Genomic DNA, 21,641 nt, shown 5'->3' on the forward strand with positions numbered 1-21,641 from the left:
TCCCGCATTTGGCCGAACCGCCACCCCAATGCCTTGTTATAGTTCGGGCCTTATTTTCCAGCCCGGTAAAGGATCACTGCCATGACTCAATACTCCGCCTTCAGCGTCGAACTGGCCGATAACATCGCCCATGTGCAGATCAATCGCCCGGAAAAGATCAACGCGATGAACGCGGCGTTCTGGAGCGAGATCGTCGAGATCTTCCAATGGATCGACGACACCGACGAAGTGCGTGTGGTGGTGCTCAGTGGCAACGGCAAACATTTTTCTTCCGGCATCGACCTGATGATGCTGGCCGGCGTGGCCAATGAACTGGGCAAGGACGTGGGCCGCAATGCACGCCTGCTGCGGCGCAAGATCCTCAACCTGCAGGCTTCGTTCAACGCCGTCGACAATTGCCGCAAACCGGTGCTGGCCGCCATTCAGGGCTACTGCCTGGGTGGGGCGATCGATCTGATTGCCGCTTGCGATATGCGTTACGCGGCTGAGGACGCGCAGTTCTCGATCAAGGAAATCGATATCGGCATGGCCGCTGACGTCGGCACGTTGCAACGGTTGCCGCGAATCATCGGAGACGGCATGCTGCGCGAACTGGCTTACACCGGTCGCACCTTTGGCGCCGAGGAAGCGCGCAGCATGGGCCTGGTCAATCGCGTCTACAGCGACAAGGACACGTTGCTCGAAGGCGTGTTCGAGATTGCCCGCGACATCGCTGCCAAGTCGCCGATTGCCGTGACCGGCACCAAGGAAATGATCAGCTACATGCGCGACCATCGCATTGACGACGGTCTCGAATACGTTGCCACCTGGAACGCCGCCATGTTGCAATCCACCGATCTGCGCGTGGCGATGGCCGCCCACATGAGCAAACAGAAACCCGAATTTCTGGATTGAGTTAACCATGATCTCTCGCTGGACCACTGCAGTACTCGACACCGATCAACCCGGCGGCTGGGCCGTGGCGCGCAGCCCGGAAGGCTTTCTGTTCGATGACAACGGCGCGCTGTTCCCGCGCGAATGGCTCAAGCGCCAGGACCTTGCGGTCCTTGCCGAGCACGGCATTGGTCATCTCGACGGCGAACCGGTGTATCTGCTGGAGTTGCGCAGTGTCAGCGATGTACCGGGTTGCGGCTGGAAAGGCCTGCGAGCGTTCATGCTCGAGGGCGATCACACGCTGTACAAAGTCCTCGGTTATGCCGCGCAGATCGGCACTTGGGCGCGCGAGCATCGCTTCTGCGGCAACTGCGGCCAGCCGATGACGCAGGTGCCGCGCGAGCGGGCGATGTATTGCCAGCCGTGCGATCTGCGCAGCTATCCGCGCATTTCACCGAGCATGATCGTGCTGATCACCCGTGGCGACGAAATCCTCTTGGCGCGCTCGCCGCGCTTCGTCACGGGGGTTTACAGTACCTTGGCCGGTTTCGCCGAGCCGGGGGAGTCGGCTGAGGATTGTCTGATTCGTGAAGTGCGCGAAGAAGTGCAGATCGAAGTGAAGAACATCCAGTACATCGGCAGCCAGTGCTGGCCGTTCCCGCATTCGATGATGCTCGGCTTCCATGCCGAATACGCCGGTGGCGAGATCGTCTGTCAGGAAGACGAGATCGAAGACGCCCAGTGGTTCAACGTCCATGAACTGCCGCCGTTGCCGGCGTCACGTTCGATAGCCCGTTACTTGATCGATGTCTACGTGGCGCGGCGCTTAGGCCACGCTGAACCAGTGCTGCCAGGCTAGGCGCACGGTCAGGCCAAGCACCACGGTGATGAATACCGGACGAATGAATTTGGCGCCGCCGCTGATTGCCGTGCGTGCGCCAAAAAAGGCCCCGACCATCACCGACAGGCCCATGCACAAGCCGATGATCCAGTCGACCTGACCGGAGAAAATGAACACCGACAGCGCCGCGATGTTGCTGACAAAGTTCATGCTCCGCGCTACGCCGCTGGCCTTGACCAGATCGATCGGGTACAGCAGCAGACTGCTCACTGTCCAGAACGCGCCCGTGCCGGGACCGGCCACGCCATCGTAGAAGCCGAGGCTGAAGCCCTGGGTCGACTGCCATTTCTTTTTGATTGGTGCGTCGCTGTCCAGCGGCGCTTTCGGCGTGCCACCAAACAACAGATACACACCACAAGCGAAGACGATCACCGGCAGCATTTTGTTCAGCCATTCGGCCGGCAGGTAATGCGCAACCACCGCACCCGTGAGCGCGCCGACCAGAGTGCCGACTATCGCGTGGGTCCACTGTCGCGGATGAAACAGTTTGCGTCTGTAGAAGGTGAAGCTGGCGGTTGCCGAACCGAAGGTCGAACTCAGCTTGTTGGTGCCCAGCACCAGATGCGGCGGCAGGCCCGCCGTCAGCAGCGCCGGCGTGGTCAACAGACCTCCACCACCCGCGATGGCATCGATGAAACCGGCAAGGAAGGCAACGGCAGCCAGAATGGCCAGGGTGGTGAGGTCAACGCTGAGTTCGAAAGGCATGGAGTCGGCTTATTCGGCAAGGCGCAGAACGTGAGCTGCGGGGAGGGCAGTCATGTTACCTGTATCCAACTGTTGCGGCGAGCCGCAGGGCCTATTCGCGAGCAGGCTCGCTCCCACAGATGCGGTGCCGTACTCAAAATCAATATTCACCGCAAAACCATTGTAGGAGTGAGCCTGCTCGCGATGGCGGTTTGTCAGACGTGAAGACGTCACAGACATACCGCTATCGCGAGCAGGCTCACTCCTACATTGAATCGGGGTAGGCTTTAGAGGCCGAGTTCACTCAGCCCCGGATGATCATCCGGCCGGCGGCCCAGCGGCCAGTGGAATTTGCGTTCGCTTTCCTTGATCGGCATGTCATTGATGCAGGCGTAGCGCTGGAACATCAGGCCGTTGTCATCGAACTCCCAGTTTTCGTTGCCGTACGAACGGAACCAGTTGCCGGAATCGTCGTGCCATTCATAGGCATAACGCACGGCAATACGGGTATCGGAGTAGGCCCAGAGTTCTTTGATCAAGCGATAATCCAGTTCCTTCGCCCACTTGCGGGTGAGGAATGCCTTGGCCTCTTCGCGGTTGTTGGCGAACTCGGCGCGATTGCGCCATTTGGTATCGAGGGTGTAGGCGAGCGAAACCTTTTCCGGATCGCGGGTGTTCCAGCCATCTTCGGCAAGGCGCACTTTTTCGATGGCTGAAGCGTGGTTGAACGGGGGCAATGGCGGACGTACCTGGGCTGCAGTCGACATGTTCAATCTCCTGATTCATTTAATGTATGAACAACAAGTCCGGCTTGTTAAGCGTTACAGGCCCAATAACTTTCGCGCCATGCATTGCGCATTATCGGCGGCACTGTGATCACCCATCACAAGCGCTACGGTAATGGTGCCGTCAATCAGAACCAGCAACTGTCTGGCCAGCAGTTGCGGATCCTCGGCGCCATATTCGGTACACAGCTCGCACACGTAGTCGAGCAGCTTCTGTTTGTGTTCTTTGGCCACCAGCCGCACCGGGTCCTGTGGATCGCCGGTTTCGCCGCTGGTGTTGATAAAGGCGCAGCCGCGAAATCCATCCGAGTCGAACCAGCCCTTGAGCACGGTAAACAGGTTGAGCAGGCGCTCGGCCGGGGTTGCAGCTTGGTCGACAGCGTTTCTGAACCAGCTCATCCAGCGTATATCGCGTCGCTGAAGGGCCGCGACCACCAGCGCGTCCTTGTCGGCAAAGTAACGGTAGATGCTTTTTCTGGAGACGCCGGCGGTTTTCACCAGGAGATCCATGCTGGTGGCAGCGATGCCACTTTTGTAGATCAACTTTTCGGTGACATCCAGAATGATGTCGCGTGTGTCGCTGCTCATTGATTCGTTCATGTGGCGAACAGTAGAACGGATGTTCTCCTTGGTCAAGCGGATATGTATTGCGTCTGTGAAATGGCTCTCGCGAGCAGGCTCGCTCCCACAGGGGAATGCATTTCAACCGACACTGACAAGACCCGGCGCAGACGATGGTGTAAGCTCTCAAACTCTTCGGAATCGAACCTTGCGAGCCTTATGCCGTTGCTTTTCAAACGTTCTCTGCTGCCCAAACTGCGCAGCTTCGCGCTGACCGCCGAGGCGGTGAGCATTCTGTCCAGTGCTGCCGAATTCCGACGCTGCCTGCTCGAGCAAATCGCCGCAGCGACCCAGCGCATCTACATCGTCGCGCTGTATTTGCAGCAGGACGAAGCCGGCCAGGAAATCCTCGATGCCCTGCACGCTGCCAAACTCAAGCGTCCCGAGCTGGAAATTGCCGTCGTGGTTGACTGGTTGCGCGCCCAGCGCGGTCTGATCGGCGCGGGCAAGCAGCCCGGCAACGCCGCCTGGTATCAGGACATGACCCGCACGCATCAGAGCGAAGTGCCGATCTACGGCGTGCCGGTGCAGACCCGCGAGCTGTTCGGCGTGCTGCACCTCAAAGGCTTCGTCATCGATGACAACGTGGTCTACAGCGGCGCCAGCCTGAACAATGTCTACCTGCACAAACTCGACAAGTACCGCTTCGACCGTTACCACGTGCTGCACAGTCGCGAGCTCGCGGATTCGATGCATCATCTGGTCAAGCATGGCCTGATCGAATCGAAAGCCGTGCATCGCCTCGACCTGCCGAACCTGCCGAGCACGCGCAGCCTGCGCAACGACATCGGCGACCTGCGCAGTCGCCTCAAGTACGCGACCTACGACACCGGCGCCGGCAGCACCAGCAGGGAAGGGCTGTCGGTCACCCCACTGCTCGGCGTCGGCAAGAACAATCCGCTGAACCGGGCGATCCTCGAACTGATCGCCAGCGCACAAAAGCAGCTGACCATCTGCACGCCGTACTTCAACCTGCCGCTGGGTGTGATCCGCGAGATCAACCGTGCGCTAGCCCGCGGCGTGAAGATCGATATCGTGGTCGGTGACAAGACCGCCAATGACTTCTACATTCCGCCAAGCGAGCCGTTCAAGGTGATCGCCGCGCTGCCGTATCTGTACGAGATCAGCCTGCGCCGCTTCGCCAAACGCCATCAGCACAGCATCGACAGGGGCCAGCTGAACCTGCATTTGTGGCGCGATGGTGACAACACTTATCACCTCAAGGGCATGTGGATCGATCAGCGCTACACCTTGCTGACCGGCAACAACCTCAATCCGCGGGCGTTCCGTCTGGATCTGGAAAACGCGCTGCTGATCGATGATCCGCAAGGCGAATGGCTGGAGCCCCGGGCGAAAGAGCTGGAGAACATCTTCCGCCATACCACGCGGATCGACAGCTTCCAGACCCTGGAGACACTGCCGGATTACCCGGCGGGGGTGGCGAAGTTTCTCAAGCGGGTGAGTCGGGTGAGGATTGAGCGGTTGCTCTATCGGATTCTCTAGGGTTTGGTATTTGTAGTGTGGCGAAAACCGCTATCGCGAGCAGGCTCACTCCTACAGGGGAACGCATTCCAATTGTAGGAGTGAGCCTGCTCGCGATAGGGCCCTGACAGGCGCTGAAGATTCAGTTCAAACCCAACTTCCCGCGCATCATCGACAAATCCTCCGCCAGCGTATTCACCGGCCCGACCAGCGCCTTGCGGTCGTTGTCCTTTACCTTGTCGTAGGTTTCAAAGCCGCCATCCGCGGTCTTGTACTTGGCGAGGATCTTGTCGACCGTGGCGAAGTTCTTGTCGACCTTCGCTACAAATGCCTTGTCCTGCTGTTCGACCTGCGAACGGAACAGATCGACGATCTTCTTCGCGCCGTCGATATTGCCCTGGAAGTCATACAGGTCAGTGTGGCTGTAGCGATCTTCCTCGCCGGAAATCTTCGTCGCCGCGACTTCCTCCAGTAGCGCAGCAGCGCCACCGACGACTTTCTCCGGCGGGAAGGTCAGGCCGGCCACACGGGTTTGCAGGTCCTGCACGTCCTTGTTCAAACCGTCGGCCAGTGCATCCAGACCCTGGGTGGATTTCTCCGCGAACAGCGAATATTCGATCCGGTGGAAACCGGTGAAATCTTCAGCCTTCACACCTTTCTCGTGATCATCGACCCGCGAGTCGATGGACGCATCGAGATCGCTGAACAGTTCTGCAATCGGCTCGATCGACTCGTAATAAACCCGCGTCGGCGCGTAGAGCTTCTGCGCGGTGGCGAGATCGCCTTTCTTCACCGCGTCGGTGAACTGCTGAGTGTGGCTGGCCAGCTCATCGAGCTTCTCGGTGACGTAAATCTTGTAGTCCGACACCGGCCCCACCAGATCCAGCGGCGCAGTCGCGGCGAACGCCGACAGCGGGGTGTTGAGCAAACCAAGGGTCAGCAATAACGCGAGTGGCGTCTTTTTCATGGGGCGGCTCCAGTGTCGGTTGGGTGTCATGCGGTTTTGTTGTGGGATGTGGCAGCCAGTAACGAGCGACCGATGAAGTCGTCATCGCCGGTAACGCCGGGCAGGGTGAAGAAGTAACCGCCGCCGACCGGTTTGAGGTATTCCTCGAGCGGTTCGCCGTTGAGGCGCGTCTGCACGGTGATAAAGCCTTGTTCCAGATCGGCCTGGTAGCAGATGAACAGCAGGCCCATGTCGAGCTGACCGTTCTTGTTGACGCCGTTGGAATAGTTGAACGGCCGGCGCAGGATCAGGTTGGCCTGGGTCGCGGCGGTGCGCGGATTGGCCAGCCGAATGTGCGCGTCGAGTCTGGTCAGCTTGCCGGCCGGATCCTTGCTGTAATCCGGCACTTCGCTTTCCGTGTGGCCACCGATGGGCGCGCCGCTGCTCTTGACCCGGCCGAGAATGCTTTCCTGCTCCTGCAAAGGCGTGCGATCCCAGCGTTCGACAAAGTTGCGGATGATGCGCACCGCTTGATAACTGCCATGGGCAGCCCACGCCGGCTCATCACTGCCCGGTTGCACCCAGACGATGCGGTCCATGGCCTTGGCGTCGTTGGAATCGGGGTTGGCCGAGCCATCGCGAAAACCCAGGAAGTTGCGCGCCGACTGCGCCGGTACGCCGGGTTTGGCCGGGGCTTGCGGCGGCACGCTGCCTTCCTGTTTCCAGCGCACCAGCAGCAGATCGGGGAGGTTCTTGACGATGTCGCGCAGGGCGTGAATGTTGGTGTCGGCGGTGTTGGCGCAGAACTGCAGGCTCAGGTCGCCATGGCAGCAATCGGCATCCAGCGCATCGTTGGGGAAACCGACCATGCGTTGCAGGCGCTTGGGTTTGGCCGCTGCCAGACCGAAGCGCTCGTCGAACAGCGAATCACCGACGGACACAGTGATGGTCAGGTTGTCCGGGGTGACCACCGGGCCGAGGATGCCGGAATCCGGCGGCGGCAGTTTCGGATCGATCTGCGCCACCGGGCCGCCCTTCATCAAAAACGCGATGCGTTCGTTCAGCGTGCGGAACAGTCGCTCGAGATCTTCGCGATCGGTCGCCAGCACATCGAACGCCACCAGCATGCCCGAGGCCGGGCGCGGGGTGACGATGCCGGTCTGGTGCACGCCGTGGAAATCGTGGCGGTCTTCGGTCTTGTCGCTGCTCGGCGCTCCGGTGACTTGTGCCGGCGCTGCGGCCATGGCCGGGCAGCTCAGGGCTGATCCGGCGAGGGCGACACCGGCGGCGCCCATGCCCATCAGCACGCGGCGCCGTTGCAGGTTGAGAGGTTCTGAATCGTTCATCGGGTGGTCTTCTGCTTACAGGCCGGAAAGGCCGAGGGCGGGGTCGATGCCATCCAGTGCCGTGGCCAGAGCCTTGGCTTTGGCGGCGATCTGCTGGCGTTGCGCGGAGGTCACGGCGTCGTAACTGACGTAGCCGTCGGCGGATTTCAGTGCGTCGAGCTGGCTGTCGAAGTCGCCCAACGCCTGGTCGACTTTCGCCAACACGTCTGCCGCGGATTTGCTCAGCATCGGCCGCAACAGGTCGACGACTTTGTGCGCGGTTTGCCCGTTGGCGGCGAAACCGTTGAGATCGCTGTGGCTGTAGCGTTCTTCTTCGCCGCTGCCAGCGCGCACGTCGGCGAGGCTGTTGAGGTTGCGCACGACGATGCTCACCAGTTGCTCCGGCGGCAGCGACTGCGCGAGCAACTGCTGCTTGAGCGTGGTGACGTCAGCGAGCAGGCGCTGGGCAATCGGCGCAACGTCGTCGAGTGTGCGCTGCTGAAACAGGGCATGTTCGAGTCGATGGAAACCGACAAAGCCCGGATCCTGCTCGCGCTTTTCGAAATAATCGGCGCGGGCATTGATGTGATTGTCCAGCTCGGCCAGACGCTGCGCCGCCGGCGCCAGACGCTGATAAGCAGCACGCGCCGGCAGGTACGCGGCTTGCGCCTCAGCAAGATCGCCACTGGCTATAGCCTGATCCAGGGCTGTCACCGCTTTGATCAAGGCACTGCCCTGAACGGCCAGATACACGCGAAATTCCGACAACGGCCCGACGAACGCCACCATCGACGGTTTGGCCTTGGCGGCGGCGTCGGAAGCGGCCGTCGGTGTCACGTGCAAAGTGCCGCGCGGGTTGCTGAGCAAGCCGCAGGTGATCGCGTAGTCGCCCGGTTGCAGGTTGGCGTTGATCACCTGGCTCAGTCCTGGTGCGATGTTTTCCCGTTCTTCGACCACCAACACACCGTCGAGAATTTCCCACTCGACCGCACGCTCGGAGCGGTTGACGATGCGGAAACTGGCGCGGCCGGCCGGCACGGTCAGCGCATTCGGCTCGCAACTGTGCGGGTGGATGTTGACGACGATTTCGTCGTGGTTGTGCTGACGCTTGGCGGCGGCCATGTTCGAGGCGTACCAGAACAGCCCGCCGGCGCCGATCATCAGCACTACCGAGCCGGCCAGCGCCCAACGCAAGGCGCGGGGCGGCGAGGCCTGAGGGATTTGATTGTCAGACATGGGTGGCCTTATTGGCTGGAAACGGAAGTCGTTGACGGCGCTTGGCGCGGCGCGGGCATAAAGAACATCACCAGCGCCAGCAGCAGATAAATCAGGTAAGCGCCGAGGGTGCTGACGGTCGGCGCATCCTGATAACCGAACATGCCGGCCAGCACCGAGCCCAGCGGGCCGTCCATCGGTAGCGTCGCGCTGAAGTCGAACAGCACCGTTTGCAGGTGATTCCACAACCCGGCTTCATGCAGCGCCTGCACCGAGTTGGCGAGGATCCCGGCGGCGACCACGAGGATGAACAAACCGGTCCACTTGAAGAACGCCGACAGATTCAGGCGCATGCTGCCGCTGTAGATGAGGAAACCGACGATCACCGCCAGGATCAGGCCGAGCAGGGCGCCAATCGGCGCGCCCGGGCCCTCGCTCTGCTGGAACACCGCAAGCAGGAAAAACACTGTTTCCAGGCCTTCGCGAGCGACAGCGAAAAAGACCATGGCAATCAGCGCAATCACCTGATGCCGGGACGCCGTCAGCGCCTGGTCCAGTGAGGCTTGCAGCGAATGCTTGATCGACCGCGCGACCTTGCGCATCCAGAACACCATCGAACTGAGAATGCCCACCGCGACCAGGCCAACCACGCCCTCGAACAGCTCCTGCTGCTTCTGCGGGAATTCGGCACTGACCAGTTCCAGGCCACCACCGACCAGCAGGGCGAGGGCGGCAGCGAGGAAAACGCCGATCCATACGGCGGGCATCCACTGACCGCGGCCGGTCTGTTGCAGGTAACTGGCAATGATGCCGACGATGAGCGCGGCCTCGATGCCTTCGCGCAACATGATCAAAAAGGGAACGAGCATTTGGTAGCCACAGCAATTTAGTTAGGTGGCTAAGTTGTAACATAATGACACTCATTCCCAAATGGCATTCATTGACATTTAGCTGAACCTCAGCTGAACGAAACACGCAACCCTGTAGGAGTGAGCCTGCTCGCGATAGCGGTCTGTCAGCCAAGGAGATGTGACTGATAGACCGCTATCGCGAGCAGGCTCACTCCTACAAGGGATTTGTATTGGGTCAGAGAGGCTGGGTTAAGATGCCCATCACCCAAAAAACAACAAGGCTTACCTCGCTCCATGGCGGACAAAGACACCATTGCCATTCCACTGGTGCGCGAAGCACTGCTGCAGAGTTGTGCTCCGGGCGCGGCCACGGATGAGGCGTTGAGCAAGGTCGGCATCGCTCCGGCTCTGTTGGCATCCGACGCGGGCAGGGTGCCGGCCTCGCAATACGCCAAACTCTGGCGCCTGTTGGCCCGGCGCGGTGATGACGAGTTCTTCGGCATGGACCCGCGCAAGCTCAAGTCCGGCAGCCTGGCATTCCTGTGTCGCAGCGCCATGGCGCAACCGACGCTGGCGGCAGCGCTGGACACCGGCCTGAATTTCCTTTCGCTGATGCTCGAACGCCTGCCGGCGCAACTGGTGCATCAGCAGAGCCTCGCCGAAATCGTCCTGCTCGAAGACGATGCCGAACCGCGCCGTGCGTTCACCTATTTCACTTACTGGATGATCGTGCACGGCGTAGCGTGCTGGCTGGCCGGGCGGCGGATTCCGATTCTGGCGATCGAACTGCGCTGCGCCGAACCGGATTTCACCGACGACTACCGGGTGATGTTTTCGGAGAACCTGCGTTTCGAACGTCCACGCACGCGAATGATTTTTTCCGCCGACTGCCTCGACCTGCCGGTCAAGCGCAGCGCCGAAGAGCTGAAGCGCTTTCTCGCCCAGGCGCCGGCGAACATTCTGGTCAAGTACCGCGACCCGGACAGCCTGGCGAGCCGGATCAAGCAGGATCTGCGGCAACTACCCGCCGAGCAGTGGCCGGAAACCGAGGCCTTGGCCCAGCAACTGTGCATGTCCGCCTCGACGTTGCGCCGGCGTCTGGCCGAGGAAGGGCAGACCTATCAGGGGCTCAAGGACAGTGTGCGAAAGGAACTGGCAATAACCTGGCTGGCAGAGCCTTCGATCAGTTTTGTCGAGATCGCCACCCGACTGGGCTTTGCTGATGCCAGCTCGTTCTACAAGGCGTTTCGCAAGTGGTCCGGGTCGAACCCGGGGCATTACCGCACTCTGATCCTGAATGAGGTCGTCTGACCCGACGCCTTCGCGAGCAGGCTCGCTCCCACACTTTGAAATGCGTTCCCCCGTAGGAGCTGCCGAAGGCTGCGATTTTTTGATCTTGATCTTGATCTGGATGGTGAAAATCAAGATCAACAGATCGCAGCCTCGTTGCACTCGTCAGCTCCTACAGGGGATGCGGCGCCAATCCGTTGGCCAAACCAGTCAGCCACTTTGATAATTTTGACCATTGCCCCAGGTCCCGCACGGCGCGACTATCCCTGTGTTGTTTACGGTTCCCAGCCTAATAAAAACACCGAGGGATTCTGGCAATGCGCGATTACTTGTCTGCCACGCAACAGTTCGATTATCAGCACATCGTCAATGCGTCGCTCAGCGGCACGCTGGCGGCGCTCAATGCCTGCGTCGAGTGTTGCGACCGCCACGCCTTGCCCGGTCGCATTGCCTTGTTCTGGGAAGGTCGCGACGGTTCAAGTGCGACTTACACCTTCACTGACCTGCAAGACAAAGCCGCGCGTTTCGCCAATTTCCTCCTCGCCCAAGGCGTGCAAAAGGGCGATAGAGTCGCCGGACTGCTGCCGCGCAACGTCGAATTACTGATCACCGTTCTTGCCACCTGGCGCATCGGCGCGGTGTATCAGCCGCTGTTCACCGCGTTCGGCCCCAAAGCCCTTGAACATCGCCTGAACAGTTCCGGGGCGAAGGTTGTGGTGACCGATGCGGTCAACCGACCCAAGCTCAATGAGGTCGGCGACTGCCCGACCATCGTCACCGTTGGCGGCGTGAAAGGTCAGGGCATTGTCCGTGGTGATTTCAGTTTCTGGGCCGAGCTGAGCAACTATTCCAATGTCTGCGCACCGGTGCTGCTGACCGGCGAAGACCCTTTCCTGCTGATGTTCACTTCAGGCACTACGGGGCCGGCGAAAGCGCTGTCGGTGCCGCTCAAAGCGATCGTCGCGTTCCAGAGCTACACCCGCGATGCGGTGGACCTGCGTCCTGAAGATGCGTTCTGGAACGTCGCTGATCCCGGCTGGGCCTATGGCATTTATTTCGGTGTGACCGGGCCGTTGGCGCTGGGTCACCCGATCACCTTCTACGATGGCCCGTTCACCCTCGAAAGCACCTGCCGGGTGATCAACAAATACGCCATCAGCAACCTCACCGGCTCGCCCACTGCCTATCGTCTGCTGATTGCCGGGGGAGAGGAGTTCGCCAGATCGATCAAGGGCAAGCTGCGCATCGTCAGCAGCGCCGGTGAACCGCTGAATCCGGAAGTGATCCGCTGGTTCGCCGACAACCTCGACGTGGTCATCCACGACCACTACGGCCAGACCGAACTGGGCATGGTGCTGTGCAACCATCACGGCCTCGGGCACCCCGTCCATGTTGGCGCTGCCGGTTTCGCTTCGCCCGGCCACCGCATCGTCGTGCTCGATGAGCAGTACAAGGAACTGGGCGTCGGCCAGCCCGGCATTCTCGCCATTGACCGCCCGCAGTCGCCGATGTGCTGGTTCGGCGGCTACGAAGGCGCACCGACCAAGGCCTTCGTCGGCGACTACTACCTGAGCGGCGACACCGTCGAATGGAACCCCGACGGCAGCATCAGCTTCGTCGGCCGTAGCGATGACGTGATCACCACCTCGGGCTACCGCGTCGGCCCGTTCGATGTGGAAAGTGCGCTGATCGAACACCCGGCGGTGGTCGAAGCGGCAGTCGTCGGCAAGCCCGATCCGGAACGCACCGAACTGGTCAAAGCCTTTGTCGTGCTGAGTGCGCAGTACCGCGCCGCGCCGGAGTTGGCCGAAGAGCTGCGCCAACATGTGCGCAAGCGTCTGGCCGCGCATTCGTACCCGCGTGAAATCGTATTTGTCAGCGAATTGCCCAAGACCCCGAGCGGCAAATTGCAGCGCTTTATCTTGCGCAACCAGGAAATCGCCAAGGCTCAAGAGGCCGCGGCGCACAACGTTTCAGCTTGAATCCAAGGAAACACTGTCATGCAGATCGAGAACAAGGTTTTTATCGTCACCGGCGGCGCGTCAGGCCTCGGTGCTGCCAGCGCTGAATTGCTGGTCAGTGCCGGCGCAAAAGTCATGCTGGTCGACATGAACGCCGAAGCCGTCGCCGCTCAGGCCGAGCGCCTCGGTGCGCAGAGCGTCGTCGCCGATATCAGCAACGAAGCCGCCGCCGAAGCTGCTGTGCAGGCGACCATCGCCGCATTTGGCAGCCTCAACGGCCTGATCAACTGCGCCGGCATCGTTCGCGGCGAGAAGATCCTCGGCAAGAACGGCCCGCACGCCCTGAGCAGTTTTGCCCAAGTGATCAACGTCAACCTGATCGGCAGCTTCAACATGCTGCGTCTGGCCGCGGCGGCCATTGCCGAGAGCGAAGCCAATGCTGACGGCGAGCGGGGGGTGATCATCAACACTGCCTCGGTCGCAGCATTCGATGGCCAGATCGGCCAGGCTGCGTACTCGGCGTCGAAAGGTGCGATCGCCAGCCTGACCCTGCCCGCCGCCCGCGAACTGGCGCGCTTCGGCATTCGCGTGATGACCATCGCACCGGGCATCTTCGAAACGCCGATGATGGCCGGCATGACCCCGGAAGTGCGCGACTCATTGGCCGCCGGCGTGCCGTTTCCCCCGCGTCTGGGCAAGCCCGCCGAATATGCCGCGCTGGTACGCCACATCATTGAAAACAGCATGCTCAACGGCGAGGTGATCCGTCTCGACGGCGCCTTGCGTATGGCCGCCAAGTAAAGAGGAATCCGTCATGATTATGTCCAACGATCCGATTGTTATCGTCAGCGCCGTCCGCACACCGATGGGCGGTTTTCAGGGCGAACTGAAAAGCCTCAGCGCACCGCAACTTGGCGCGGCGGCAATCAAGGCGGCGGTCGAACGCGCCGGTGTCGCCAGTGACGCGGTTGATGAAGTGCTGTTCGGCTGCGTACTGCCGGCGGGCCTCGGCCAAGCGCCGGCACGCCAGGCTGCGCTGGGCGCCGGGCTGGATAAATCGACGCGCTGCACCACGGTCAACAAGATGTGCGGCTCGGGCATGCAGACCACCATCATGGCCCACGACATGCTGCTCGCTGGCAGTGCCGATGTGGTGATTGCCGGTGGCATGGAAAGCATGTCCAACTCGCCATACCTGCTCGATCGTGCCCGCGCCGGTTATCGCATGGGCCATGGCCGCGTGCTCGATTCGATGTTCCTCGACGGCCTCGAAGACGCCTACGACAAGGGCCGGCTGATGGGCACCTTCGCCGAGGATTGCGCCGAGACCAACGGCTTCAGCCGCGAAGCGCAGGACGCTTTCGCCATCGCCTCGACCACCCGCGCCCAACAGGCGATCAAGGACGGCAGCTTCCAGGACGAAATCGTCCCGCTGACCGTCACCGTCGGCAAAGAACAGGTTGTGATCAGTAACGACGAGCAACCGCCAAAAGCCAAACTCGACAAAGTCGCCTCGCTGAAACCGGCGTTCCGCGAAGGCGGCACGGTCACGGCGGCCAACTCCAGCTCGATTTCCGACGGCGCCGCGGCGCTGGTACTGATGCGCCAGTCCCACGCCCGGCAACTGGGCCTCAAACCGCTGGCGGTGATTCATGGTCATTCGGCATTTGCCGACACTCCGGGGCTGTTTCCGACTGCACCGATTGGCGCGATCAAGAAACTGGTGAAGAAAACCGGCTGGGCACTGGATCAGGTGGATCTGTTTGAAGTCAATGAAGCGTTCGCGGTGGTCGGCATGGCGGCGATGACGCATCTGGAGATTCCCCACGACAAGCTCAACGTGCATGGCGGCGCCTGTGCGCTGGGCCACCCGATCGGCGCCTCGGGCGCGCGGATTCTGGTGACGCTGCTGGCGGCACTGCGGCAGAAACAGCTCAAACGCGGGATTGCAGCCATCTGCATTGGCGGCGGCGAAGCCACGGCCATGGCTGTGGAATGCGTTTACTGAAGGCATCCCCGATCAACTGTGGGAGCGAGCCTGCTCGCGAAAACGTCGTTTCAGCCGGCACATGCGTGACTGACACACCGCTTTCGCGAGCAGGCTCGCTCCCACAGAGTTCTATGTCGTACCCAGATTTGAAGGAATCACCATGATCCCCAACGAAGACCAACATCAGATCCGCGACATGGCCCGGCAGTTTGCCGAGGAGCGGCTCAAACCGTTCGCTGCCGAGTGGGATCGCGAGCACCGTTTCCCCAAGGAAGCCATCGCCGAAATGGCCGGACTGGGCTTCTTCGGCATGCTCGTGCCGGAGCAGTGGGGCGGTTGTGACACAGGCTATCTGGCCTACGCCATGGCCCTGGAAGAAATCGCCGCCGGCGACGGTGCCTGCTCGACGATCATGAGCGTGCACAACTCGGTCGGCTGCGTGCCGATTCTCAAGTTCGGCAATGACGACCAGCGCGAGCGCTTCCTCAAACCGCTGGCCAGCGGCGCCATGCTCGGTGCGTTTGCATTGACCGAACCGCAGGCCGGTTCCGATGCCAGCAGCCTGAAGACCCGCGCGCGGCTGGAAGGCGATCACTACGTACTCAACGGCTGCAAACAGTTCATCACCTCTGGGCAGAACGCCGGTGTCGTGATCGTGTTTGCCGTGACCGACCCGAGCGCCGGCAAACGCGGGATCAGCGCGTTTATCGTGCCGACCGACTCGCCTGGCTACAAGGTTGCGCGGGTCGAAGACAAGCTCGGCCAACACGCCTCCGACACCTGCCAGATCCTCTTCGAAGATGTGAAAGTGCCGGTCGCCAACCGCCTCGGCGAGGAGGGCGAGGGCTACAAAATCGCACTGGCGAATCTCGAAGGCGGCCGCGTCGGCATCGCCTCGCAAGCCGTCGGCATGGCCCGTGCCGCCTTCGAGGCCGCCCGTGATTACGCCCGCGAGCGTGACACCTTCGGCAAGCCGATCATCGAGCATCAGGCCGTGGCGTTTCGCCTGGCGGACATGGCCACGCAAATCGCCGTCGCCCGGCAGATGGTGCATTACGCAGCGGCCTTGCGTGACAGCGGCCAGCCGGCGCTGGTCGAGGCGTCGATCGCCAAGCTGTTCGCCTCGGAAATGGCCGAGAAGGTCTGCTCCATGGCCTTGCAAACCCTCGGCGGTTACGGTTACCTCAACGACTTCCCGCTGGAACGCATCTACCGCGACGTGCGCGTCTGCCAGATCTACGAAGGCACCAGCGACATTCAGCGCATGGTTATTTCGCGCAATCTCTGACAAGGAATTTTCTTCATGACTTACGAAACGATTCTGCTGGAAACCCGCGACCGCGTCGGCCTGATCACCCTCAACCGGCCGCAGGCGCTGAATGCGCTGAACGCGCAACTGGTCAGCGAAGTGAACCACGCCCTCGATACGCTGGAAGCCGATGTGCACATCGGCTGCATCGTCCTCACCGGCTCGAAAAAAGCCTTTGCCGCCGGCGCCGACATCAAGGAAATGGCCGAGCTGACCTATCCGCAGATCTACATGGACGATCTCTTCAGCGACAGCGATCGCGTCGCCAACCGGCGCAAGCCAATCATCGCCGCGGTCAACGGTTTTGCCCTCGGCGGTGGCTGCGAACTGGCGCTGATGTGCGACTTCATTCTGGCTGGCGACAATGCCAGATTCGGCCAGCCGGAGATCAACCTCGGCGTGCTGCCAGGCATGGGCGGCACCCAGCGCCTGACCCGCGCGGTGGGCAAGGCCAAGGCCATGGAAATGTGCCTGAGCGGGCGCATGATTGACGCGGTGGAAGCCGAGCGCTGCGGCATCGTCGCGCGAATCGTGCCGAGTGATGAACTGCTTGATGAGGCGCTGAAAGTCGCAGCAGTGATCGCCGGCAAATCGCTGCCGATTGCGATGATGATCAAGGAGAGCGTCAACCGCGCGTTCGAGGTCAACCTGACGGAGGGCGTGCGTTTCGAGCGCCGGGTGTTCCATGCGGCGTTTGCGACGCAGGATCAGAAGGAAGGGATGGCGGCGTTTATTGCCAAGCGTGAGGCTGCATTCCAGGGCAAGTGATTGGCTGTCCGGGCTGGCGCTTTCGCGAGCAGGCTCGCTCCCACATTGGACTATGGAAACTCCTGTGGGAGCGAGCCTGCTCGCGAAGCTTTTAAAGGCCCACTCACTAGCGCTAGTCTGTTGACCTTCTTGCACATCAAGAGCGGAGGTCAACATGCGTATCGGATTTATCGGGCTGGGTTCCATGGGCAAGGGCATGGCTGCCAACCTGCTCAAGGCCGGCCATGAAGTGCGGGTGTGGAACCGCAGCCAGCCTGCCGTCGAACAACTGGTCAGCCAGGGCGCAACCGCCGCAGGCGATCCCGGCGAAGCCTTCGATGCTGAAGTGGTGATCAGCATGCTCGCCGACGACGCGGTGACGCGCTCGGTGCTGATCGACAGCGGCGCATTGGCCTCAAGCAAGCCGGGCCTGATTCACCTGAGCATGGCCACGCTGTCGGTCGAGTTCATCAAGGAGCTGGCAGCGCTGCATGACAGCGTCGGCGCCCAACTGATTGCCGCCCCGGTATTCGGACGCAACGATCTGGCCGAGGCCGGCAAGCTCAACATCGCCGTCGGCGGTCCGGCCACCGCGCTTGCTCGGGTTCAGCCACTGCTGGATGTGATGGGGCAGAAAACCTGGCCGATGGGTGAAGACCCGGTCAACGCCGCCATCCTCAAGATCGCCACCAACATGATGCTGATCAGCGCCATCGAAGCCACCGGCGAAGCAATGGCGTTGACCCAGAGTTATGGCGTGGGCAATAGCGATTTCGTCGAGTTCATTACCAACACGCTGTTCGCGGCACCGGCCTATAAGGTCTACGGGCCGAAAATTGCCGCGCGGGAGACGGAGGGGGCGGGTTTTACTCTGCGCCTGGGCTTGAAGGATGTTGGCCTGGCGCTGAAGGCCGGCGAGCCGAATCATGTGCCGTTGCCGGTGGCCAGCGTGTTGCGCGATAACTTGCTGGATGCGGTGGCGTTGGGCGAGGGGGAAAGTGATCTGGCGGCGTTGGGGGTGAGGGCGATCCGGCGTTCGGGGCAGGAATAATGTGTGAAACCTTCAAAAGCCCCTCACCCTAGCCCTCTCCCGGAGGGAGAGGGGACTGAACGGGCGATATTGGCGAATTACGCCGACCTGAAAGGTTGTCGCTGAATCCGTAACCGACTCGGTCTGCTCCCTCTCCCTGGGGAGAGGGGACTGACCGCGCGATATTGGCGAATTACCCCTACCTGAAAGGTTGTCGCTGAATCTGTAACCGACTCGGTCTGCTCCCTCTCCCTGGAGAGAGGGGACTGACCGCGCGATATTGGCAAATTACGCCGACCTGAAAGGTTGTCGCTGAATTCGTAACCGACTCGGTCTGCTCCCTCTCCCTGGGGAGAGGGCTGGGGTGAGGGGAAGGGGGGCGACACCATTACAACTGGTAGTTCTTCAGATCCCGAGCAATCACCATCCGCTGTATCTCGCTCGACCCTTCATAAATCTGGGTAATGCGCGCATCGCGGTAATACTTCTCGACCGGATAATCCTCGAGATAGCCGTAACCGCCATGAATCTGAATCGCCGAAGAACACACTTTCTCAGCCATTTCCGAAGCAAACAGCTTGGCCTGTGATGCCTCGGACAAGCACGGTTTGCCCGCCGTGCGCAGCCGCGCTGCATGCAGGATCAGCAACCGCGCGGCGTTGATCTGCATGTGCATGTCAGCGAGCAGATTGGCAATGCTCTGGTGCTCGATGATTGGCTTGTCGAATTGCACGCGATCCTTCGAATAGGCCAGCGCCGCTTCAAACGCCGCGCGGGCAATGCCCAATGCCTGTGCCGCGATGCCGATGCGTCCGCCTTCAAGGTTGGACAGGGCAATGGCCAGGCCTTTGCCACGCTCGCCGAGCAGGTTGGCCTCGGGGATGCTGCAGTTGTTCAGCGTCACCGCGCAGGTGTCGGAAGCGCGAATGCCCATTTTGTGTTCGGTGCGATCGACGATGAAACCCGGCGTATCGGTCGGCACCAGAAACGCCGAAAGGCCTTTCTTGCCCAAATCCGGGTCGGTCACCGCAAACACGATCGCCAGTTTCGCCCGTTTGCCGTTGCTGACAAATTGCTTGGCGCCGTTGATCACCCATTGGCCGTCGCGCAGTTCGGCGCGGGTGCGCAGGTTGTGCGCTTCGGAGCCGGCCTGGGGTTCGGTCAGGCAGAAGCAACCGATGGTTTGCCCGCTGGCCAGATCGGCCAGCCAGGTCTGCTTCTGTTCGTCACTGCCGTAGTTGAGCACCGGGCCGCAGCCGACCGAGTTGTGAATGCTCATGAACGCACCGGTCGCGCCGTCACCGGCGGAGATTTCCTCGACGGCCAGCGCATAGGCGACGTAATCGACGTAAGTGCCGCCCCATGCCTCAGGCACGACCATGCCGAGCAAGCCCAGCTCGCCCATCTTCGCCACCAGGGCGTCGTCGATCCAGCCGGCCTTTTCCCAGGCCTGGGCATGGGGCGCGATCTCGCCGCGGGCAAAATCCCGGGCCATGTCGCGGATCATCACTTGTTCTTCAGTCAGTTCGAGATCGTGCATGGCTCAGCTCCCGCTCTCATCAAAACCATGGAAGAAACTCGCCACCTGCGCAGCGTCCAGCCCAGCGACGGTTGGCGGGTTCCAGCGCGGTGACTTGTCCTTGTCGATCAGCAGGGCGCGCACGCCCTCGATCAGGTCGCCCCGGGCGAACCACTGGCGGTCCAGGTGCAGTTCCAGAGCAAAGCAGTGCTCCAGGCTCAAGTGCCTGCCGCGACGGAGCATTTCCAGGGTCACGGCCATGGCCAGCGGCGAGCGGGTTTCCAGCAGATCTGCCGTGGTCAGCGCCCATTCGTGGCTGTCGGCGACGGTGACGGCGCGCAATTGCTCGATCATGCTCGGCACGTCGGGCAGCGCAAAGAAGTGGTCGATGGCCGGGCGCAAGGCTTCGAGCGGCGCATCGGGCAGGGTTTGCACGGCGTGCCTGGCGAGCAGATTCTGCAGCGACTTGAGCGGCGTGTCCTGCCATTCCATCTGGTCGAGCTTTTCATCGAGCAGGGCCAGTTTGCTGCTGTCCAGATACCAGTCGGCGAGGCCGCAATACAGCGCATCGGCAGCGCGAATCTGCACGCCGCTGACGCCCAGATAAATCCCCAGCTCACCGGGAATGCGCGGCAGGAAGTAACTGCCGCCGACATCAGGGAAATAACCGATGGCCACTTCCGGCATCGCCAGACGGCTCTTCTCGGTGACTACGCGCAGATCGGCGCCTTGCACCAGGCCCATGCCGCCGCCGAGGACAAAACCGTCCATCAAGGCCAGCACGGGTTTGCGGTAGTGATGAATCGTCAGGTCGAGGGCGTATTCCTCGACGAAGAAATCTTCGTGCAGCGTGTCGCCGCTCTTGTAACTGTCGTACAGCGAACGAATATCACCGCCGGCGCAGAAGGCCTTTTCACCGGCACCGCGCAATACCACGGCGTGCACTTCGGCGTCAGACGCCCAGGCATCGAGCTGCTGTTGCAGCAGACGCACCATGTCGAGGGTGATTGCATTGAGGCCCGCGGGGCGGTTGAGGGTCAGGTGGCCGATGTGGTTGCGCACCTCGGCCAGCACATCGTTTTGCATGGCATCCATGGACGGGGTCCGCCGGGATGAAGCCTGAGCTGTCATCAGTAACTCCCTGCTTTTATTGTCTTTATTCGAAAAGCCCGCGCGCGGGCGTTAGCGGATCGTAACAGTGCAAATTTGCCGTGTACAACGGGGATATCTGCAGGGGGAATCTGCGTTTTTACATGCCTCGAAATTGCGCGGTTATCTGAAGGTTTCGCTGATGCTGCGGCGTTTGGCGTGCAGTTCGCTGGCGTGGATCAGGCGTTCGAGGTCTTCGGGGGTGACGTCGATGAAAGCCTCCATGTCCGCCAGCGCCCGTTTCAGGTCTTCGGCGGTGATCGCCTGGCTGTCGATCGGGACCACTGGCGGGGCCGGATCGGCGGGGCGTTTCGGGTAGCGGATGCGGGTCAGGTTGTTGTAGGCCAAGGCGCTGGCGAGCATGCACAGGGCACCGAGCATCACCGGTTCCATGGCTTTCCAGTCCATGGCGATGGTCGCCGGATCGGCCAGCACCAGCGTCAACGCCAAGGCCCCGGCCGGTGGATGCAGACAACGCAGCCAGCACATCAGGATCACCGCCATGCCGGCGGCGAGGCAGGCGCTGCCCAGCGTTCGGCCGAGCACGTGGGCCACCAGCAAGGCGACCACGCCGGCACACAGGTAGCCGCCGAGAATCGACCACGGCTGGGCGAGGGCGCCGGAGGACACCGCGAACAGCAGCACCGCCGAAGCGCCGAGCGGGCCGATCAGATGAAACGCGACGTCATGCCCGAACACCTGCGCGCACATCCACACGCTGACCAGCGTGCCCAGACTCATGCCGATGGCGGCACGGCTCCATTCTGTGGGGCGGGTGTTGATGGCGGCGGGCAACCAGCGAGCAAGCATGTAGAACTGATCCTTTGCAAAATCCGGGACAAAAAAAAGGACTTGTCCGGCATATCCGGAAAGCCCTCGAAGGTTCCAACATTGGGGGAGGAACGCGCGTAGTTTGCCGATCAAACTCGATGCTGACAAATTCATATAAATGAACTTTTAGTG

Annotated in this window: 20 protein-coding genes; 10 read left to right on the top strand and 10 right to left on the bottom strand. The window is 61.4% G+C overall.

Going from position 1 to position 21,641, the window contains the following annotated elements; all coding sequences use genetic code 11:
• Positions 1 to 81: 81 nt before the first annotated feature.
• Positions 82 to 894: a crotonase/enoyl-CoA hydratase family protein gene (locus BLU71_RS08200; protein WP_083352769.1), complete on the top strand. Its 813-nt coding sequence runs from the start codon at positions 82 to 84 to the stop codon at positions 892 to 894.
• A gap of 7 nt (positions 895 to 901) precedes the next feature.
• A complete protein-coding gene (nudC, locus tag BLU71_RS08205) occupies positions 902 to 1,732 on the top strand; it encodes an NAD(+) diphosphatase (protein ID WP_064362285.1) in 831 nt (276 codons plus the stop codon).
• Here nudC and BLU71_RS08210 read toward each other — a convergent pair.
• From BLU71_RS08210 to BLU71_RS08220, 3 genes are all read right to left on the bottom strand, one after another.
• On the bottom strand, positions 1,700 to 2,479 hold the full coding sequence (locus BLU71_RS08210) for a TSUP family transporter (protein WP_042609931.1): 780 nt from the start codon (positions 2,477 to 2,479) through the stop codon (positions 1,700 to 1,702). The genes nudC and BLU71_RS08210 overlap by 33 nt on opposite strands.
• Positions 2,480 to 2,745: 266 nt before the next feature.
• Positions 2,746 to 3,225 carry a DUF1348 family protein gene (locus BLU71_RS08215; RefSeq protein WP_041480390.1) on the bottom strand — a complete coding sequence of 160 codons (480 nt, stop codon included), beginning with the start codon at positions 3,223 to 3,225 and terminating at the stop codon, positions 2,746 to 2,748.
• A gap of 54 nt (positions 3,226 to 3,279) precedes the next feature.
• On the bottom strand, positions 3,280 to 3,843 hold the full coding sequence (locus BLU71_RS08220) for a TetR/AcrR family transcriptional regulator (protein ID WP_083352770.1): 564 nt from the start codon (positions 3,841 to 3,843) through the stop codon (positions 3,280 to 3,282).
• A 180-nt stretch (positions 3,844 to 4,023) separates the two neighbouring features.
• Here BLU71_RS08220 and pssA point away from each other — a divergent pair, with 180 nt between their 5' ends.
• Positions 4,024 to 5,367 (top strand): CDP-diacylglycerol--serine O-phosphatidyltransferase, encoded by a 1,344-nt coding sequence (gene pssA / locus BLU71_RS08225; protein ID WP_083352771.1) that lies wholly within the window; start codon positions 4,024 to 4,026, stop codon positions 5,365 to 5,367.
• A 121-nt stretch (positions 5,368 to 5,488) separates the two neighbouring features.
• Here the strand turns inward: pssA and efeO (BLU71_RS08230) are convergent, their stop codons facing one another.
• Genes efeO (BLU71_RS08230) through efeU form a run of 4 tightly spaced genes read right to left on the bottom strand, consistent with a single transcriptional unit; the run spans position 5,489 to position 9,701 of the window.
• A complete protein-coding gene (efeO, locus tag BLU71_RS08230; protein WP_083352772.1) occupies positions 5,489 to 6,313 on the bottom strand; it encodes an iron uptake system protein EfeO in 825 nt (274 codons plus the stop codon).
• A gap of 26 nt (positions 6,314 to 6,339) precedes the next feature.
• Positions 6,340 to 7,638: an iron uptake transporter deferrochelatase/peroxidase subunit gene (gene efeB / locus BLU71_RS08235; RefSeq protein WP_083352773.1), complete on the bottom strand. Its 1,299-nt coding sequence runs from the start codon at positions 7,636 to 7,638 to the stop codon at positions 6,340 to 6,342.
• Positions 7,639 to 7,653: 15 nt separating this feature from the next.
• Positions 7,654 to 8,853 carry an iron uptake system protein EfeO gene (gene efeO, locus BLU71_RS08240; protein WP_065617318.1) on the bottom strand — a complete coding sequence of 400 codons (1,200 nt, stop codon included), beginning with the start codon at positions 8,851 to 8,853 and terminating at the stop codon, positions 7,654 to 7,656.
• Positions 8,854 to 8,861: 8 nt separating this feature from the next.
• Positions 8,862 to 9,701 carry an iron uptake transporter permease EfeU gene (gene efeU / locus BLU71_RS08245; RefSeq protein ID WP_042609937.1) on the bottom strand — a complete coding sequence of 280 codons (840 nt, stop codon included), beginning with the start codon at positions 9,699 to 9,701 and terminating at the stop codon, positions 8,862 to 8,864.
• Between the two features lie 276 nt (positions 9,702 to 9,977).
• Here efeU and BLU71_RS08250 point away from each other — a divergent pair, with 276 nt between their 5' ends.
• The 7 genes from BLU71_RS08250 (at position 9,978) to BLU71_RS08280 (ending at position 18,031) form a co-directional block, all read left to right on the top strand.
• A complete protein-coding gene (locus BLU71_RS08250) occupies positions 9,978 to 10,994 on the top strand; it encodes an AraC family transcriptional regulator (protein WP_042609938.1) in 1,017 nt (338 codons plus the stop codon).
• A 296-nt stretch (positions 10,995 to 11,290) separates the two neighbouring features.
• Entirely contained in the window at positions 11,291 to 12,955 is a 1,665-nt protein-coding gene (locus tag BLU71_RS08255; RefSeq protein ID WP_083352774.1) for an AMP-binding protein, read from the top strand.
• A gap of 18 nt (positions 12,956 to 12,973) precedes the next feature.
• The gene (locus BLU71_RS08260; protein WP_064362295.1) at positions 12,974 to 13,735 is read left to right on the top strand and encodes an SDR family NAD(P)-dependent oxidoreductase; all 762 of its coding nucleotides are present in this window, start codon (positions 12,974 to 12,976) and stop codon (positions 13,733 to 13,735) included.
• Positions 13,736 to 13,748: 13 nt separating this feature from the next.
• Positions 13,749 to 14,942, top strand: a complete 1,194-nt coding sequence (locus tag BLU71_RS08265) for an acetyl-CoA C-acyltransferase (protein WP_083352775.1) — start codon at positions 13,749 to 13,751, stop codon at positions 14,940 to 14,942.
• 142 nt (positions 14,943 to 15,084) lie between these two features.
• On the top strand, positions 15,085 to 16,212 hold the full coding sequence (locus BLU71_RS08270) for an acyl-CoA dehydrogenase (protein WP_083352776.1): 1,128 nt from the start codon (positions 15,085 to 15,087) through the stop codon (positions 16,210 to 16,212).
• A 15-nt stretch (positions 16,213 to 16,227) separates the two neighbouring features.
• The gene (locus tag BLU71_RS08275) at positions 16,228 to 17,001 is read left to right on the top strand and encodes an enoyl-CoA hydratase (RefSeq protein ID WP_064362300.1); all 774 of its coding nucleotides are present in this window, start codon (positions 16,228 to 16,230) and stop codon (positions 16,999 to 17,001) included.
• A gap of 154 nt (positions 17,002 to 17,155) precedes the next feature.
• On the top strand, positions 17,156 to 18,031 hold the full coding sequence (locus BLU71_RS08280) for an NAD(P)-dependent oxidoreductase (protein WP_065617323.1): 876 nt from the start codon (positions 17,156 to 17,158) through the stop codon (positions 18,029 to 18,031).
• A gap of 367 nt (positions 18,032 to 18,398) precedes the next feature.
• Here the strand turns inward: BLU71_RS08280 and BLU71_RS08285 are convergent, their stop codons facing one another.
• From BLU71_RS08285 to BLU71_RS08295, 3 genes are all read right to left on the bottom strand, one after another.
• The gene (locus BLU71_RS08285) at positions 18,399 to 19,550 is read right to left on the bottom strand and encodes an acyl-CoA dehydrogenase family protein (protein WP_042609944.1); all 1,152 of its coding nucleotides are present in this window, start codon (positions 19,548 to 19,550) and stop codon (positions 18,399 to 18,401) included.
• A gap of 3 nt (positions 19,551 to 19,553) precedes the next feature.
• On the bottom strand, positions 19,554 to 20,660 hold the full coding sequence (locus BLU71_RS08290; protein ID WP_042609945.1) for an enoyl-CoA hydratase/isomerase family protein: 1,107 nt from the start codon (positions 20,658 to 20,660) through the stop codon (positions 19,554 to 19,556).
• A gap of 141 nt (positions 20,661 to 20,801) precedes the next feature.
• Positions 20,802 to 21,488 carry an HPP family protein gene (locus tag BLU71_RS08295; protein WP_083352777.1) on the bottom strand — a complete coding sequence of 229 codons (687 nt, stop codon included), beginning with the start codon at positions 21,486 to 21,488 and terminating at the stop codon, positions 20,802 to 20,804.
• Positions 21,489 to 21,641: the final 153 nt, after the last annotated feature.

Source organism: Pseudomonas moraviensis, from assembly GCF_900105805.1.
Lineage (GTDB): Bacteria > Pseudomonadota > Gammaproteobacteria > Pseudomonadales > Pseudomonadaceae > Aquipseudomonas > Aquipseudomonas moraviensis_A.